The sequence below is a fragment of the Streptomyces sp. NPDC058326 genome (genome assembly GCF_042879855.1).
Classification (GTDB): Bacteria; Actinomycetota; Actinomycetes; order Streptomycetales; family Streptomycetaceae; genus Streptomyces.
In genome coordinates this window covers 1-15,620 of the sequence record NZ_JBHVZO010000014.1, presented here as the reverse complement: position 1 = coordinate 15,620, position 15,620 = coordinate 1, and the positions used below count along the sequence as shown (strand labels likewise).

Genomic DNA, 15,620 nt, shown 5'->3' with positions numbered 1-15,620 from the left:
AATCCGGCGTGTCTGTCGCATCTGGCATGGCGATTCCCGTCCCCTCGCTGATCACCTTGTAATGGTGGGGAAATCTAGGGGACGGCTCCGCTCCATGGAACCCCTGTCCGTATAACGGAAGTGACTCGTGGGAACGCTCCCCCTCGCGGGGTCAGAGCCAGCCCTCCTTGGTGGCCCGTACGCCCGCCTCGAAACGGCTGCGCGCCCCGAGCCGGTTCATCAGCTCCGAGCTCATCCGGCGCACGGTCCGCAGGGAGATCCCGAGCCGACGGGCGGCGATGTCGTCCGTGCAGCCGATGCCGAGCAGCATGAGCAACTCCCGCTCCTGCGGGGAGAGGTCGTGCTCGTCGCGGCGGGGGGTCTCGCCGAACGGGGTTCCGGTGTCCCACAGGCGGTCGAAGAGCACCATGAGCGCGTGGACGAGGCCGGGGCTGCGGACTTCGAGAGCGCCCGCGCGCCCGTCCTCCGGGTCGACGGGGACGAGCGCGGCCTCACGGTCGACGATCACCATGAGCATGGGCACGACGGGCACGGTCCGTGCCTCGCCGCCGAGTTCGCAGTACCAGCGGACGTACTCGACGGTCGGCGGGTCGTTGCGGAAGCTCTCCTGGTAGATCGACCTGATCCGCACGCCGCGTTCCAGGGCGAGCTGGTCGAGCGGCTGGCTCGCGTCCATCGTGTCGGGGAGCTGAGCGCCGCCCGGCAGGAGCGAGAGGCATTCGGTGCGGGCGTTCGCGGCCAGGTCCTCCAGGCGTTCACGGACGTTGTCGAGGCCCACCACCCGGTGCACCACGTCGTGCCGCGCCGCGCCGTCGCTCCGGTCGGTGTACGTGGCGAGGATGTCGGCCACCGCCCGCTCGGCTCGCTCGACCTGGCGCCGGCGACGGCTCAGCTCGGCCTCGGCCCGGGAGAGGAGGAAGGAGAAGCCGACCTCGGGATCGAACGGGAGCGCCTCCCCCGATCCGTCCTCCATGGAGACGAGCCGCGCCTCCGTGAGCCTGCTCAGGGCTTCGCGGACCTGTTGCTCCGACCAATCGAGCCGGCGGGCCATCTCCGCCACCCCGTAGTCGGGGCGTTCGAGCATGAGCCGGTACACGGTCTCCGCGGACTTCTCTATCCCCAGCGCCTCGAGCAAGGCGTCTTCCCCCCGAATAGTCCCGTCGTGCCGTTCACTGTGCGTGCCTGACCGTGAGGTCTCTGCGATGGTAGGCCGCGACCGCCTTCAGGACTAGACCAATCGAACCTCCTTGGGGATCCCCGGAGTTCGGCCAGTCCTTGTCCGGTCGATCCCCTGCGCGACGGAGGTTCTTGATCCAAGATGGTCTAGTCCAAGCACCTCCGGGAAGGACTGTATCCATGGCGATCCCCCAGCGCACCCTCGCACTCGGCGCCCTGCCGTTCGGTACGTCGGTCGACGAGGCCACCTCGTTCGCCGTGCTCGACCGCTTCACCGAACTCGGCGGCACCGTGATCGACACCGCCAACAACTACGCGTACTGGGTCGAGGACGGTACGGGCGACGAGAGCGAGGCGACCCTCGGCCGCTGGCTCGCCGCGCGCGGCAACCGCGACGGCCTCGTCCTCTCCACCAAGTGCGGTGCCCGGCCCACCGCCCCCGGAGCCGCCGAGGTCGAGGGGCTCTCCGAGAAGGCCGTCAGGAGCGCCCTGGACGACAGCCTGCGCCGGCTCGGCGTGGACCGGATCGACGTCTTCTGGGCCCACGTGGAGGACCGTGCGGTGCCGCTCGCCGAGACCGTCGAGACCCTCGCCGACCTCGTCGACGAGGGCAAGGCCGGTGAACTCGGCGTCAGCAACCACGCCGTCTGGCGGGTCGAGCGCGCCCGCGCCCTCGCAGGCGACCGCCCGCGCTACACCCACCTCCAGTACCGCCACTCCTACCTCCAGCCGCGCTTCGACAAGGCCCTCCCCTCCACGGCGCACGTCCATGTCACCCGGGAGCTCCTCGACTACACGCGCAGCGAGGGCGATCTGACGATCTGGGCCTACAGCGCGCTGCTCTCCGGCGGCTACACCCGCCCCGAGGTCGGACTCCCCGACGCCTACGACCACCCCGGCACCGCTCCGCGGCTCGCGGCGCTGCGCGAGGTCGCCGGAGAACTCGGCGCGACCGTCAACCAGGTGGTGCTCGCCTGGCTCCTCGACGGCGAACCGTCCGTCCTGCCCGTCGTCGGGGCGAGCCGGGTCGAGCAGGTGGAAGAGGCCATGGGCGCGCTCGCCCTGACCCTCGACCCCGACCAGCGGCGACGTCTGGACGAGGCGGGCGCCTGACGGAGCCGCGCGTCCGGCCGTAGGCGGGACCGGGGGTCGGTCCGGGGCGGTTCGGGGTCGGCCCGGGAGCCGGCCCAGGGGCCCGTCCGGGGGTCGGTCCTCCGGCCGGGCCCCTCGCTCGGTCCTCCGGCCCGGCCCCTCGTTCACTCCTCCGGCCCCGGCCCCTCGCTCAGTCCTTCGGGGAGACCAGCAGCTCCTGGCCCTTGTGGTCGGAGAGGCCCGCGGCGGAGACCAGCGCGTAGCGGTGCACGCGCAGGCCCTCGTCCGTGAACGTCCAGTCCAGCCGCCACAGCGGAAGGCCCCCGACGCCCCAGGTGCCCGGCAGGAAGGACGACGAGGCCGGCAGCGCGTCACGGAACGCCTCCCGCAGCCCCTTCAGATCGCCCATCGCCGGGGTCGTGTTGAAGTCCCCCGAGATCAGGAGCGGGTGGGGATTCGCGCGGGCGTCGCTCAGCAGGGCCGCGTAGTGCTCCTTGCGTACGGGATCGGTGTCGCGGACCACTCCGTAGAAGCCGGGGCTCAGCCAGCTGCGCTCGATGTCCAGCTGCACCGGGACGTGCACGTTGTAGAACGACACCACCGTGCCCGCCACGTCCACGTCGGTGCGCAGCACCTTGTTCCACTCGAACCGCTCCCGCCAGGACGCGGAACTCGCCGGCGCCCGGCCGGGACCGACCGGGGGAGCCGCCACGACCGGATGGCGCGAGAGGGTGACCAGCTCCCCCCGCGCCACGAGGTGGTAGCCGGGAAACTCCGCCCGCAGCCGGTCGAGCCGGTCGATCTCCCTGTGCGTGCCGTCCCAGCCCAGATGTTCCTGGAGCAGGTAGACATCGGCGTCCTTGGACCGCAGGAAGCGGTGGAACGCGTCCGGGTCGTCGGTCGTGTCCCAGTAGAGCGTGTTCCACGAGAACACCTTGAGCGCGTGCGCGGGGGCCGGGCCCGGCCCGCCGCCGGGGACCAGCGCGCCCCAGTGGAGCCCCGCCCTCCCGACCCCCGCCACCAGGAGCACCGCGAGGACCGGGAGCAGCCACCGCCGGGTGCGCCCGCGGGTGACGGCGCACGCCAGGACGGACAGGGCGACGGGCACCGCGACGAAGGCCGGCGGCGGCACCAGATCCGGCAGCAGCCACAGCCACCACCGCCCGCTCAGCAGCTGCCCGAGTGCGACGAAGAGCGCCCAGGCCACCGCCGCGCCGACCAGGAACCGGGTGGCCCGTGGCCTCCAGGGCGGCGGCCGGTCCGGGGCGCGTACGGGCTCCGCCGGGGCGGCCCCTGGGGTGTGCTCGGTGGTCTCGGCAGGGACGCCGGGGCTCAGGGGAAGGTTCACGACCGGGGACGCTAGCAGCCCTCAACTCCCTTTTTTCTCATGAGTGTTGGCCGTCTCGCTCTCCGAGAAGTCGCGATACGTGATCGATATCCGATCCATACGCGGACCCGGTGTGCTCCTCCCATGACGCAAACCGTGTCGGTCGTCATACCGGCCTACAACTCCGCACGCACGCTCGACGCCTGTCTGAGATCCGTCCTCGCCCAGACCCACCCCGTCCACGAGGTCATCGTCGTCGACGACGGCAGCACCGACCGGACCGCCGAGATCGCCCGGACCCATCCGTGCGTCCTGATCGGCGGCGAGGGCAACCGCGGTGTCTCCGCCGCCCGGAACGCGGGCATCGCCGCCGCCACCGGTGACGTCCTGTTCTTCCTCGACTCCGACGAGGCGCTCACCCCGGACTCGGTGGCCAACGCGCTCGAGATCCTGCGCGACGACCCCTCCTGCGGCTGTGTGCACGGTGTCATCGCGCCCGAGCCGCTCTTCGACGACGGACCCGTCGAGTGGTACAAGACGCTGCACGCCTACTGGTGGCGCGCCCGGGGTGCCGGAGTGGTGGAGACCGCGTTCTTCGCCCAGGCCGCGGTGCCGCGCACGGTCTTCGACCGCCTCGGCGGCTTCGACGAGCGGCTCCGCGACTCGGAGGACCTGGAGTTCAGCGACCGGCTCGCCCCGCACTACCGGATCGTCCTCACGGAACGGGTGATGGCGCGCCACGACGAGGAGCACCGCCTCGTCCCGCTGCTCTCGGAGACGTACCGCCGGGCCCTCCTGCTCGTACCCGCCCTGCTCTCCGCCCGCGCCGGCGGGCGTGGCAACCTGACGGCCAACAGTCCCGCGTCCGTCCTCGCCGCGGCCCTCTGCCTCGGCTCCCTGCCCCTGCCCTTCCTGGCGCTCCTCCTGTCCGCCCCGCCCCCGGCCGCACCGCTCCTCGCGGCCCTGCCGGTGGCCGGGCTGCTCGCCTTCTGCCTGGCCAACCTCGGTCTGCTCGGCTTCGCGGCCCGCCGCAAGGGTGCCTCGTTCGTCCCCTTCTTCGTCGCAGTCCATCTCGCCTGTCACGCGGCGCTCCTCGCCGGTGCCGCGCGGGGCGCGCTCCGGGCGCTCACCTCCGCCCGGCCCCGCACCGGTGACCGGCGCACCACCGAACGGGCGGCGGCGCGATGACCGTGTGGCTGCGCAGAATCCTCACGCCGGTCGTCGTGGCCGCCGCCCTGATCGGGGTCTACCTCCTCCTGCGGGGCGAAGGGCCCAAGGTCGTGGAGGCGTTCGCCCACGCCGACGCCGTCCCCCTGATCGCCGCCTCTGTCCTCGCCAACATCGCAGGCCTGGTCCTCGCCGTGCACGCCTGGCGGGTGCTCATCCCCGGCGACCACCCCATCCGCGGCCTGCGCGCGGCGAAGATCTACTTCCTCGGCCAGCTCAGCAAGTACGTGCCCGGCCGGGTCTGGGGGGTCATCACCCATGTGGCGCACGGCCGGGAGGCCGGTGTTCCCGGCGCCCAGATGACCTCCGCCTATGTGCTGAGCCTCGCCCTGACCCTGCTCACCGGCGCCGCCGTCGGCCTCGTCGCCGCGCCCGCCGCGCTGCCCGGCCACTGGATGTGGCTGTGCCCGCCCGCGCTGCTCTTCCTCGCCGGCGTCGTCCGGCCCGCGCTGATCACCCGACCCGTCACGGCCCTCGCGCGGCTGGTGAAGCGGCCGGTCGTCCCCCCGCCGGACCGCGCGGTCCGCACGGCCGTGCTGCTCGCCATCGCCTCCTGGACCGCCTCGGGACTCCACCTGTGGTTCCTGCTCCTGGCCGTCGGAGCCCCGCCCTGGGCGGGGCTCGGCGCGGCGGTCGGCGGTTTCGCCCTGGCCACCGCGATCAGCAGCCTCGCGCTGGTCGTCCCCGACGGCTGGGGTGTGCGCGAGCTGACCCTGACCGCCGCTCTCTCCACCGTCCTGCCCGGTGGCCTGGCAGCCGCCGCCGCGATCGCCAGCCGGCTGGTGTGCGTCGTCGCCGAGCTCGCCAGTTCGGCGGTCGTCCTGGCCTGGTCGCGGACCAGGTCGGCCCGGCAGGCCGCTTCCGCGGAAGCGAGTACCGCCTCCGCCTCCCGCCGCGCCGCGCCCGCGCTCCTCGCCGCCCCGATCACCCACACCACCGCCCCGATGGGAGACCAAGCCCGTGTACACCCTTGACGACGCCGAGAAGTTCCAGGTCGACGAGGTCCACGACCTCTACCGCCGTTACGTGAACAAGAGCCAGGTCTCCCTCATGACCTCGTTCGGCTTCGGCCGCGAGCTCGTCCGCAGCGCCGAGGGCGCCTACCTCACCCTCGACGACGGCCGGCGGATCCTCGACCTGACCGGAGGCGTCGGCGTCCTCAACCACGGCCACAACCACCCCCGCATCCTCGCCGCCCGGGAGCGCTTCGCCCGCGACCGGCGCATGGAGGTGCACAAGACCTACTTCTCGCCCTACCTCGCCGCCCTCGGCCACAACCTGGCCGAAGTCCTGCCCGGCGACCTGAACATGGCGTTCCTGCCGAACTCGGGCGCCGAGGCGGTCGAGGGCGCGGTGAAACTCGCGTACAAGTACCACAACGGCAAGCGGAACACGGTGCTGCGCGCGGACTGCGCCTTCCACGGCAAGCTCCTCGGCTCGGGCGGCCTGACCGGCCAGGCCCAGTTCGGCTTCCCCACCATCCCCGGCGTGGACACCTTCCGTTACGGGGACCTCGACTCCGTCCGCAAGGTCGTCGCCGCCCACCGGGGCGACGTCTACGCCCTTCTCATCGAGCCCTTCAGCGCCTCCACCATCCAGGAGTGCTCGGAGGAGTTCCTGCGCGGCCTGCGCGAGATCTGCGACCGCGAGAAGATCATCCTGATCTTCGACGAGATCTACACCGGCTGGGGCAAGACCGGCAGCCTCTTCCACTTCATGCGCTACCCGGGCCTGATTCCGGACGTGCTCACCACCTCCAAGTCCTTCGGCGGCGGCAAGTCGTCCATCTCCGCATTCGTCGCCCGCGAGCCGATCTTCCGCAAGGCGTACGACAACCTCGGCGACTCCCTGATCAACTCCACCTCCACCACCTACTACGGCTTCGGCGAGGAGTGCGCCACCGCCCTCGAAGCCGTCAACATCGCGGTGGAGGACGACTACCCGGCGCGGGCCCGCGCCCTCGGAGCCGTACTCGAACCCGGTCTCCAACGGCTCGCCAAGCGGTACCCCGACGAGATCGGCCGGGTGGCGGGCGCCGGAGCCCTCTGGGGTGTCTTCATCGAGGGCGGCCCCCGCATCCTCGACCTGGTCGCCAAGCTCGCGCCCGGCGGCATGGCCCGCGACCCCCGCTTCAAGACCAAGCTCGTGACCTGCGCCGTGATCAACGCGCTCTACCAGGACCACGGCATCTTCACGTACTACACGCTCAACGGCGCCAACCCCCTGATCATCGGCCCCTCCCTGGTCACCGAACCCGAGGAGGCCGAGCGCGCGATCGACGCCCTCGACGACGTCCTCGGCCGCGGTCTGACCGGTCTCGTGGCCCGTTTCATCAAGCAGAAGGTGAGCTCCCAGTGGTGATCACGATCACCGGCGCGGCCGGCATGCTCGGCTCCCGCCTGGCCGAACGGCTCCTCTCCGAGGGCCACGAAGTACGCGGCGTCGACCTCAGGCCCGGCCCCGGCGTCCTGCTGACCGGCGACATCCGCGACCGCGAGCTCATGGACCGGGCCCTCGACGGCGCCGACGTCCTCGTCCACGCGGCGGCCGCCCTGCCCAGCTACCCCGACGAGCAGATCCGCTCCATCATCATCGGCGGGACGCGGAACGTCTTCGCGGCGGCCAAGGCCGCCGGCACCCCCCGCGTCGTGCACATCTCCTCGACCGCCGTCTACGGTCTGCCGACGATCGTGCCCACCCCCGAGGAGTACCCCCGCGAGCCGGTCGACACCTACAGCCGCGCCAAGGCGTCCGCCGAGGAGATCGCCGAGCGGTACCGCGCCGAGGGCATGTGCGTCCCCATCCTCCGCCCCAAGACCTTCGTCGGCCCCGGCCGCATGGGCCTGTTCTCGATGCTGTTCGAATGGGCCGAGGAGGGCCGGAACTTCCCCGTTCTCGGCAAGGGTGACGTACGGATCCAGATGTTCGCCGTCGACGACCTCGTCGACGCCGTCGTCACCGTCCTCACCGCACCCGACGACGTGGCCAACGACACCTACAACCTCGCGGCGGCCGAGTTCGGCACCATCCGGGAGGACTTCCAGGCGGTCCTCGACGCCGCAGGACACGGCAAGCGGGTCATCGGACTGCCCGCCCGCCCCGCCCTGACCCTGCTCAACCTCCTCCAGCGGGCCAAGCTCTCCCCGGTCTACGGCCGACTGCTGCACAAGCTGATGGACGACTCCTACGTCAGCATCGACAAGGCGAAGGCCCAACTCGGCTTCACCCCGCGCCTGTCCAACGCCGACGCCGTCCTACGCACCTACGAGTGGTGGCGCACCGCCCGTCACACCGCCCCGAAGGCGGGGGCCACCGGCCGTACGAGCCGTGACCCGTGGAGCCAGGGCCTGCTGTCCACCGCGAAGATCTTCTTCTGAGAGGCCGTGCCATGACCCAGCTCACCGGACACACCAGTGCGCCGGCACCGGTACGGCCAGGACGGCTGCCCGCGCCGATCGCCCTGCTCAGACCCGGCCAGTGGCCCAAGAACCTGCTCGTGGTGCCCCTGGCGCTGCTCGGCGGCGGCGTCGACACCACGACCCTGGTCCGGGTCGCCCTCGCTCTGGGCGCCTTCGTCCTCGCCTCGTCCCTCGTCTACGTCCTGAACGACATCGCCGACGTGGAGCGGGACAAACGGCACCCGGTCAAGCGCCACCGTCCCCTTGCCTCGGGACGCATGAGCATGGCCTCCGCCGCGACCACGGCCCTCGTGCTCGGCGCCCTGCTCGCCCCCGCCCTGTTCGCCCTGGGAGCCGGCTCCACCCTGATCGTCCTGCTGTACCTGGCCGTGAACGGCGCGTACAGCTGGAAGCTCAAGCACCTTCCGCTCCTGGACGTCTTCGTCGTCGCCACCGGCTTCGTGCTCCGCCTCCTCGGCGGTTACGAGGCCGCCCACCGCCCGGCCGAGATGTGGCTGGTGCTCACGGTGCTCGCGTCCTGCCTGGTCCTGATCCTCGGCAAGCGGCGCCATGAGCTGAGCGTCTCCGGCACCGGGCACCGGCCGGCGCTCGTCGGCTACTCGGCCCACTTCCTCGACCTGGTCCTGGTGCTCTGCTCGGCCCTGACCCTGTTCGGGTACCTGCTCTATCTGCGCACCGAATCGGGCTTCGGGCAGTACGCCCTGCTCACCGTGGTCTGCGCGCTCTTCGCCCTCTTCCGCTACCTCCAGATCGTGATCGTCGACGGCGGCGGGGGAGAGCCCGTCAAGACCCTGATGCGCGACCGGGTGATGGTCGTCAACTCCGCCGTCTGGGGCGCGCTCCTCGTCCCGCACCTCGCCACCTGAACCGCCCCTCCACCCCCACCGAGGAATCCCATGTCCGATCCCCTCGTGTCGGTCGTCGTCCCGATGTACAACGACCGGCCCACCATCGACCTCTGCCTGCGGTCCGTACGCGAGCAGACGTACCCCCGCATCGAAGTGATCGTCGTCGACGACGCCAGCACCGACGGCTGCGCGGAGATCGCCGCCGGCCATCCCGTCGAGCTCGTCCGCGTCCGGGAGAACGGAGGACCCGGTGCCTCCCGCAACGAGGGCGTCCGCCGCTCCAGGGGAGAGATCGTCTTCTTCCTCGACGCCGACCTGACCATGCACCCGGAGGCGGTCGCCCAGGCCGTCGCACTCTTCGAGGAGAACCCCACGTACGGCGCGGTGTTCGGCATACCCGACAAGGAGCCGCTGTTCGAGGAGGGCCCGGTCGGCCAGTACCGCATCCTTCAGTACCACTACTGGCGCAAGAGCGCCGAAGGCCTGGTCAGCGGCGGCTTCTACGCCCTGGGCGCGGTCCGCAGGTCCGCCTTCATGGAAGCCGGCTGGTTCAACACGGCGCTGCGGCAGACCGAGGAGATCGACCACGCGGAACGCCTGGCCGCCCGGTGGCCCATGCTCCTGACATCCCGGATCAGGGGCCGGCTCTCCGACGAGAACCGGATGCGGCCCCTGCTGCGCAAGGCCTTCGTCCGCAGCCGCCTCCGGGTGCCCTTCTACTTCGACCGGGGCCGGGCCATGCAGGGCATGGAGACCGGAGGCCGGGCCGTCGCCTCCGCCCTCGGCGGCCTCGCCGTGGCAGCCCTGCCGTTCGGCCCGCTGCACCCGGCCGCGTTCGCGGTGTCGCTGGCCGCACTCACCGGATCGGTTCTCGCGGACCTCGGGCAGTACCGCTTCGTGCTCCGTGAACGGGGGCTGCTCTTCGGGGCCTTCTTCACCGGCGCCCAGGCACTCGTCAACACCGCCGTCGTGGCCGGTCTCGCGGCCGGGCTCGCCCAGTACGCGGCGAGTGCGCGCTTCCGGCGGATGTACGAGCCGCGCGGGAGCCTCGCATGACCCCCTCGCAGGCCCCGGAGACCTCGCAGGCCCCGGAGACCTCGCAGGCCCCGGACACCGTGCAGGCCCCGGACACCGCGCGGCCGGAGATCGTGCGGGCCGTGAGCTCCGCGCGGTCCCCGGTCGGGGAGGGGCCGACCGGCCGCGGCCGCCGGGCCGCTCGCCGTGTCCGCTTGTGGTACGGCCGGACCGTCCTCGGCCTCGCCTTCCTCTGGCTGCTGTTCGCCGTGGTCCGGTGGCTGGTGAGCGGCCGGTGGCACTGGTCCCTCATTCTGGACGTCGCGCCGCCCCTGTTCCTGACCGGCATCCCGCTGGTCCTCCTGGTGGCCGGCGCCGCCGCCTGCGGACGCCGCCGACGGCTCGCCGCCGGCGTCTCGGGCCTGGCACTCGCGCTCGCCCTGACCACCGGCTCCGGATTCAACTGGCCCGCGCTCTGGCGCGATCCGGGTCCCGTGCCGGCGGACGCCCTGCGGGTGGTGTCGCTCAACACCCAGTACTGGGCCATGGCGACCAGCACCGACCGGCTGTTCGCCCTCCTCCACGCCCGCGACGCCGACGTCTACCTCCTCCAGGAACACGTGGGCTGGACCCCCGGTCTCGGCGAGGACGGCTACTGGAGGCTCGACGACGACGCCGAGCTGCGCCGCCAGTTCCCCGGCTACCACATCGCCCGCCGCAGCGAGCTGCTCACGATCTCCCGCTTCCCGATCCTGTCCCAGACGCCCGTGGGGGCCGGACCACGGCTCACGTACGGCAGGAAGCCCGCGTTTGGACAGGAGTTCGCTCGGGAGAAGGTGCTCCGCACCGACCTCGCGGTACGCGGCCGGGTGCTGAGCGCGTACAACGTGCACATCACCGTGCCGCTGGCGCTCGACAACCTGAACCTCTTCTCGGACTTCGACCACGACCCGTACCTGCGCCGCAAGCACGCCTGGCGGCAGGAGGAGTTCCGCGGCCTTGAGCGCGACGTGGCCGCCAACCCCCATCCCGTGCTGATCGCCGGCGACTTCAACGCCACCGACTCCATGCGCTCCCTCGACGGCGTACGCGCGGTGGCCGAGGACGCCACCCCCGCGAACCCGGACTTCCTGCCGCTGAGCTGGAAGTTCGCGGCCCTGGGGGAGTTCGGGGACAACCTCTTCAACCAGGACCTGCCGTTCTTCCGGATGGACTGGGCCTTCACCAAGGACGTCACCCGCGTGCACCGCTACCGGTTCCTGCCGACCGACGGGGTGTCCGAGCACCGGCTCCAGGAGCTGCGGATCACCGTATGAGCGGCGGCGCGGCGACCGTTCAGGCGGAGAGGCACTCGCCGAGCAGGATCGACCGCTCCAGGGCGCCGAGCTTCGGGCCGGGCTCGATCCCCAGCTCCTCGACGAGGGTCAGCCGCACGCGCCGGTACGCCGCCAGGGCCTCGGCCGTCCGGCCGGCACGGTGCAGGGCCAGCATCAGCTGGGCGTGCAACTGCTCCCGGAAGGGGTACGTCGCCGTCAGGGCCATCAGCTCGCCGATGACGTCCTCGTGCCGGCCGAGGTCCAGTTCGAGGCCGAGCCGTTCCTCGGTCGCCCGGATCCGCAGTTCCTCAAGGCGCCGGATCCCGGGATCAAGGGCCCGGCTGGACTGCCCGGCGAGCGCGGGGCCGTTCCACAGGGCGAGCGCGTTGCGCAGCTCCAGTACGGCCTCGGCCCGGCGACCGCCCCCGGCCAGGGCGCGTGCGCGCTCCACGCCGGTCTCGAACACCGCGGCGTCCAGGTCGTGGGGCCCGAGACGCAGCCGGTAGCCGTACGAATGGGTCTCGATGAGCTCGGGGGCACCGGCGGCGGCGAAGGCGCGGCGCAGTGTGGAGACACAGATGCGGATCTGGGTGCGGGCACTGGCGGGGGGATGAGGGCCCCAGACGGTTTCGACGAGGCCGTCGACGGAGACGGCCCAGTCGACCTCCAGCGCGAGGGCGGCCAGGACGGTCTGGGTCCGTCGGCCGCCGAGCGGCACCGGGCGGTCGTCGACGGTGGCGCGGAGGGGGCCCAGGATATGGACGAACACGGCTGAATTCCCCGTTCGGGAGGGTTCACAGGAGTCTGCAGTCGGCGATGCCGTAGCCGTCGAGTTCGGGGGTGCGCCCCAGCATGCGCCGGCAGATGCCCAGCGCGCGTCCGACCGCCTCGAGTTCGTCGGGGCAGTCGAGGCACAGCGCGATCCGGACGGAGTGGTCCGTGACCAGCGCACGAGCGGTCTCGACGGGGTCCGTCGGCTCGGCGGACCGGTACAGCGCCGCGAGGACGCCGCTGGGGGTGGGGTGCCCGCTGTCCGTCGCGGCGGACGCGGACATCGAGATGCCGATGAGGAAGATGGCGGGTCCCGCGGGAGAGAGGGGCGGTCTCGTGGGGTGCGGAGCGGGGCGGTCAGCCCCACGAGAAGCCGTCGGTGGAGGCGGCGGACGGGGTGGGCGCCACCGTCGGCGCGGCGGTCGGGCCGGCCGCCGGGTCGGCGGCGAGGACCCGCGCCGGCGGCGTGGCGTCCGCCCCCGTGGCGGCACCGGCGGACGGTCCGGCGGTGACGAGGATCGCGCCGAGGACGGCGAGCGGGGCGGCGGAGAGGACGAGACGGCGGGCGGAAGAGCGCATGACGGAGACACCTCTGGCGAGTTCGGGATTCGGTGGAATGTGCCGATTGCCCTTGGCGGGGCCCTTTCGACACGTTCAAGCATGCTCGAACGAGGAGGTGCTGTCAGCGGCCGGCCACTGGCAGCAACCGCCCGGTCGTTAGGCGCCACCCCTTGGGCCACCGTCGGGGGCCGGGCTCACCAGCGGGTTCGCGGGTGCTGTCACGTTGCTGCCGTGCAGAAGGTGCCGAGGTCCGTGGACCCGTACAGCGTGGTGCCGGGGCGCGTGGACCCGGTAGAGCGTGGTGCCGCGGCGCGCGGACCGTTGAACACGGAACGAGGGGGGCCGTGAACACGGAAGGAGGGGGGCCGTGAATACGGAACGAGGAGGGCCGCCGATCCTTCGGCGACCCCCCTCGTTCCGCTGCGGTCCGGTGCTCGCGGGCCGTCCGCTCAGCCGTTGGGGCGCTTGAGGCGCGCCACGAACTTGTACCGGTCGCCGCGGTAGACGGACCGTACCCACTCGACCGGCTCGCCCTTGGCGTCGACGGAGTGGCGGGAGAGCATCAGCATCGGCAGGCCGACGTCCGTGCCGAGCAGGCCGGCCTCGCGCGGGGTGGCGAGGGAGGTCTCGATGGTCTCCTCGGCCTCGGCGAGGTGCACGTCGTAGACCTCGGCGAGCGCGGTGTACAGCGAGGTGTACTTCACCAGCGAGCGGCGCAGCGCGGGGAAGCGCTTCGCCGACAGGTGGGTGGTCTCGATCGCCATCGGCTCACCGCTCGCGAGCCGCAGGCGCTCGATGCGCAGCACCCGGCCGCCGGCCGAGATGTCGAGCAGCCCGGCGAGGGTGTCGTCGGCGGTGACGTACCCGATGTCGAGGAGCTGCGAGGTGGGTTCCAGACCCTGGGCGCGCATGTCCTCCGTGTAGGAGGTGAGCTGCAGGGCCTGGGAGACCTTGGGCTTGGCCACGAACGTGCCCTTGCCCTGGATGCGCTCCAGCCGGCCCTCGACGACCAGCTCCTGGAGGGCCTGGCGCACGGTGGTGCGCGAGGTGTCGAACTCGGCGGCGAGCGTCCGCTCCGGCGGGACCGGTGTGCCGGGCGGCAGGGTCTCCGTCATATCGAGCAAATGCCGCTTCAGTCGGTAGTACTTGGGCACGCGCGCGGTGCGGGTGGGCGCCCCGCCCTCTGTCTCCGTGCTGCCCGCGTCCGTGGCCATGGCCTGCCTTCCCGACTCCTGTGCTGCTGCCGTCACCGGCTCCTCCGTCTGTAGCGGCTCACATGGTGGCACGGACCGGTCACGGGTCGTCGCCCTCCCTCAGGTGTCGGTCCGATAACGGACGCGACTGCCCTTCTTATACACCCTTGACACCCCTAAAGGTCTAGGCCAAGCTCCGGGTACTGGTCTAAACCATTAAAGACCAGGTCCCAGCCCCACGAGCACTACCTGACGTATGTCTTCGCGCGGTGGGCAGGGGTTGCAGGCATCCCTGAGGAGGGTGGCGTGAAGCGCAAGCTCATCGCGGCGATCGGCGTCGCAGGCATGATGGTCTCTATCGCCGCGTGCGGTTCCGAGAGCGACAAGGGCAAGGACGGCGCCAAGGCGTCGGCCGGGGGCGACAAGACCCTGACCGTCTGGGTCATGGACGGTTCCGCCCCGGACCCGTGGATGGCCGAGGTGAACAAGGCGTTCGAGGCCAAGCACCCCGGCGTCAAGGTCAAGGTCGAGAAGCAGATCTGGAACGGCATCCAGGAGAAGGTCACCACCGCCCTCTCCGAGGACACCCCGCCGGACGTCCTCGAGCTCGGCAACACCCAGACCGCCGGCTACGCGGTCACCGGCGGCCTCGCCGACCTGACGGGTGACAAGGCCAAGCTCGGCTACGACGGCTGGAACAAGGGGATGGTCGCCTCCAGCGAGCTGGACGGCAAGCTCTACTCCGCCCCGTGGTACGCCGCCAACCGCGTCGTCATCTACGACAAGGCCGCCTACAAGAAGGCCGGTGTCACCCCGCCGAAGACCCGCGCCGAGTGGATCGAGGGCCTGAAGAAGCTCAAGGCCTCCGACCCCAAGTCGCAGGCGATCTACCTGCCGGGTCAGTCCTGGTACGTCCTCGCCGGCCTCATCTGGGACGAGGGCAGCGACCTCGCGGTCAAGGACGGCGAGAAGTGGAAGGGCAACCTGTCCTCTCCCGAGGCCGCGGCCGCCATGAACTTCTACAAGGAGCTGGCGTCCTACTCCACCGCTCCGAAGGACAAGGACGAGGCGACCCCGCAGCAGTCCACCGACATCGTCCCCAAGGGCGGCGTGGCGTCCTGGATCGGCCTCGGCTGGGAGGCCGGCGGCGCGATCGACGCCATGAAGAAGGCCGGCAAGACCGCCGACTTCGGCTACTTCCCGATCCCGGGCAAGACCGCCGACAAGCCGGGCTCCGTCTTCCTCGGCGGCTCCAACCTCGCCATCGCCGAGCGCTCCCCGAACAAGGACCTCGCGAAGGAGTGGCTGGCCCTCGCCGCCGGCAAGGAGTTCATGACGAAGTACGCCGCCGCCACCGAGGGCGCGCTGCTTCCCAACTCCGACGCCGCGCAGTTCAAGCCGGCCGCGGGCTCCTTCGCCGAGGCCATGGCCATCTCCTCCGCCTCCGGCAAGGTCACCCCGGTGACCCCGGGCTGGGCGAACGTCGAGACCGTGCCGAACCCGATCAAGGACTACATGACCAAGGTCCTCAAGGGTGAGGACGCCAAGGCGGCCGGCGAGGCGGCCGACAAGGTCATCAACGAGCGCGTCAACCAGCAGTAATCCGTAGCCCGGTGGTGGGGGGGGGGGGGGGCGGGCGCCCACGCACCGCCCGGGGGGGGGAGGGTCGTGTTCGG

The 15,620-nt window shown here is 71.6% G+C and carries 15 protein-coding genes; 9 read left to right on the top strand and 6 right to left on the bottom strand.

Annotated elements, in window-relative coordinates:
* Positions 1-151 precede the first annotated feature (151 nt).
* Positions 152-1,135, bottom strand: coding sequence for a LuxR C-terminal-related transcriptional regulator (locus ACFVYX_RS24175; protein ID WP_389683536.1), 984 nt, complete (start codon positions 1,133-1,135; stop codon positions 152-154).
* A gap of 221 nt (positions 1,136-1,356) precedes the next feature.
* Here ACFVYX_RS24175 and ACFVYX_RS24170 point away from each other — a divergent pair, with 221 nt between their 5' ends.
* Entirely contained in the window at positions 1,357-2,289 is a 933-nt protein-coding gene (locus ACFVYX_RS24170; protein WP_389683535.1) for an aldo/keto reductase, read from the top strand.
* Between the two features lie 169 nt (positions 2,290-2,458).
* Here ACFVYX_RS24170 and ACFVYX_RS24165 read toward each other — a convergent pair whose 3' ends face one another.
* Entirely contained in the window at positions 2,459-3,616 is a 1,158-nt protein-coding gene (locus ACFVYX_RS24165; protein WP_389683534.1) for an endonuclease/exonuclease/phosphatase family protein, read from the bottom strand.
* Positions 3,617-3,739: 123 nt separating this feature from the next.
* On the opposite strand from ACFVYX_RS24165, the gene ACFVYX_RS24160 reads away from it, so the two are divergent.
* Genes ACFVYX_RS24160 through ACFVYX_RS24130 form a run of 7 tightly spaced genes read left to right on the top strand, consistent with a single transcriptional unit; the run spans position 3,740 to position 11,419 of the window.
* Entirely contained in the window at positions 3,740-4,783 is a 1,044-nt protein-coding gene (locus ACFVYX_RS24160) for a glycosyltransferase family 2 protein (protein WP_389683533.1), read from the top strand.
* On the top strand, positions 4,780-5,796 hold the full coding sequence (locus ACFVYX_RS24155) for a lysylphosphatidylglycerol synthase domain-containing protein (RefSeq protein WP_389683532.1): 1,017 nt from the start codon (positions 4,780-4,782) through the stop codon (positions 5,794-5,796). Before ACFVYX_RS24160 ends, ACFVYX_RS24155 begins: the two co-directional genes overlap by 4 nt.
* On the top strand, positions 5,783-7,183 hold the full coding sequence (locus ACFVYX_RS24150; protein ID WP_389683531.1) for an aspartate aminotransferase family protein: 1,401 nt from the start codon (positions 5,783-5,785) through the stop codon (positions 7,181-7,183). The genes ACFVYX_RS24155 and ACFVYX_RS24150 overlap by 14 nt, the downstream gene beginning before the upstream one ends.
* Entirely contained in the window at positions 7,177-8,199 is a 1,023-nt protein-coding gene (locus tag ACFVYX_RS24145) for an NAD-dependent epimerase/dehydratase family protein (protein ID WP_389683530.1), read from the top strand. The genes ACFVYX_RS24150 and ACFVYX_RS24145 overlap by 7 nt, the downstream gene beginning before the upstream one ends.
* An 11-nt stretch (positions 8,200-8,210) precedes the next feature.
* Positions 8,211-9,107 (top strand): UbiA prenyltransferase family protein, encoded by an 897-nt coding sequence (locus ACFVYX_RS24140; RefSeq protein ID WP_389683529.1) that lies wholly within the window; start codon positions 8,211-8,213, stop codon positions 9,105-9,107.
* 30 nt (positions 9,108-9,137) lie between these two features.
* A complete protein-coding gene (locus tag ACFVYX_RS24135; RefSeq protein ID WP_389683528.1) occupies positions 9,138-10,145 on the top strand; it encodes a glycosyltransferase family 2 protein in 1,008 nt (335 codons plus the stop codon).
* Entirely contained in the window at positions 10,142-11,419 is a 1,278-nt protein-coding gene (locus tag ACFVYX_RS24130; protein WP_389683527.1) for an endonuclease/exonuclease/phosphatase family protein, read from the top strand. Before ACFVYX_RS24135 ends, ACFVYX_RS24130 begins: the two co-directional genes overlap by 4 nt.
* A 19-nt stretch (positions 11,420-11,438) precedes the next feature.
* On the opposite strand, the gene ACFVYX_RS24125 is transcribed toward ACFVYX_RS24130, so the two are convergent.
* The 4 genes from ACFVYX_RS24125 to ACFVYX_RS24110 form a co-directional block, all read right to left on the bottom strand.
* A complete protein-coding gene (locus ACFVYX_RS24125) occupies positions 11,439-12,188 on the bottom strand; it encodes a BTAD domain-containing putative transcriptional regulator (RefSeq protein WP_389683526.1) in 750 nt (249 codons plus the stop codon).
* 25 nt (positions 12,189-12,213) lie between these two features.
* Positions 12,214-12,474: a hypothetical protein gene (locus tag ACFVYX_RS24120; RefSeq protein WP_389683525.1), complete on the bottom strand. Its 261-nt coding sequence runs from the start codon at positions 12,472-12,474 to the stop codon at positions 12,214-12,216.
* A gap of 73 nt (positions 12,475-12,547) precedes the next feature.
* Positions 12,548-12,769: a hypothetical protein gene (locus ACFVYX_RS24115; RefSeq protein WP_389683524.1), complete on the bottom strand. Its 222-nt coding sequence runs from the start codon at positions 12,767-12,769 to the stop codon at positions 12,548-12,550.
* A 431-nt stretch (positions 12,770-13,200) separates the two neighbouring features.
* Entirely contained in the window at positions 13,201-13,965 is a 765-nt protein-coding gene (locus tag ACFVYX_RS24110; protein ID WP_389683699.1) for a GntR family transcriptional regulator, read from the bottom strand.
* A gap of 285 nt (positions 13,966-14,250) precedes the next feature.
* Here ACFVYX_RS24110 and ACFVYX_RS24105 point away from each other — a divergent pair, with 285 nt between their 5' ends.
* Complete coding sequence (locus ACFVYX_RS24105; RefSeq protein ID WP_389683523.1) at positions 14,251-15,546, top strand: extracellular solute-binding protein; 1,296 nt, start codon at positions 14,251-14,253, stop codon at positions 15,544-15,546.
* Positions 15,547-15,620 lie beyond the last annotated feature (74 nt).

Excerpts from the sequence above, each read along its gene's own strand:
- ACFVYX_RS24120 (WP_389683525.1), bottom strand. The coding sequence starts at position 12,474 with ATGTCCGCGTCCGCCGCGACGGACAGCGGGCACCCCACCCCCAGCGGC.
- ACFVYX_RS24130 (WP_389683527.1), top strand. The coding sequence starts at position 10,142 with ATGACCCCCTCGCAGGCCCCGGAGACCTCGCAGGCCCCGGAGACCTCG.
- ACFVYX_RS24140 (WP_389683529.1), top strand. The coding sequence starts at position 8,211 with ATGACCCAGCTCACCGGACACACCAGTGCGCCGGCACCGGTACGGCCA.
- ACFVYX_RS24110 (WP_389683699.1), bottom strand. The coding sequence starts at position 13,965 with ATGGCCACGGACGCGGGCAGCACGGAGACAGAGGGCGGGGCGCCCACC.
- ACFVYX_RS24135 (WP_389683528.1), top strand. The coding sequence starts at position 9,138 with ATGTCCGATCCCCTCGTGTCGGTCGTCGTCCCGATGTACAACGACCGG.
- ACFVYX_RS24160 (WP_389683533.1), top strand. The coding sequence starts at position 3,740 with ATGACGCAAACCGTGTCGGTCGTCATACCGGCCTACAACTCCGCACGC.
- ACFVYX_RS24115 (WP_389683524.1), bottom strand. The coding sequence starts at position 12,769 with ATGCGCTCTTCCGCCCGCCGTCTCGTCCTCTCCGCCGCCCCGCTCGCC.
- ACFVYX_RS24155 (WP_389683532.1), top strand. The coding sequence starts at position 4,780 with ATGACCGTGTGGCTGCGCAGAATCCTCACGCCGGTCGTCGTGGCCGCC.
- ACFVYX_RS24170 (WP_389683535.1), top strand. The coding sequence starts at position 1,357 with ATGGCGATCCCCCAGCGCACCCTCGCACTCGGCGCCCTGCCGTTCGGT.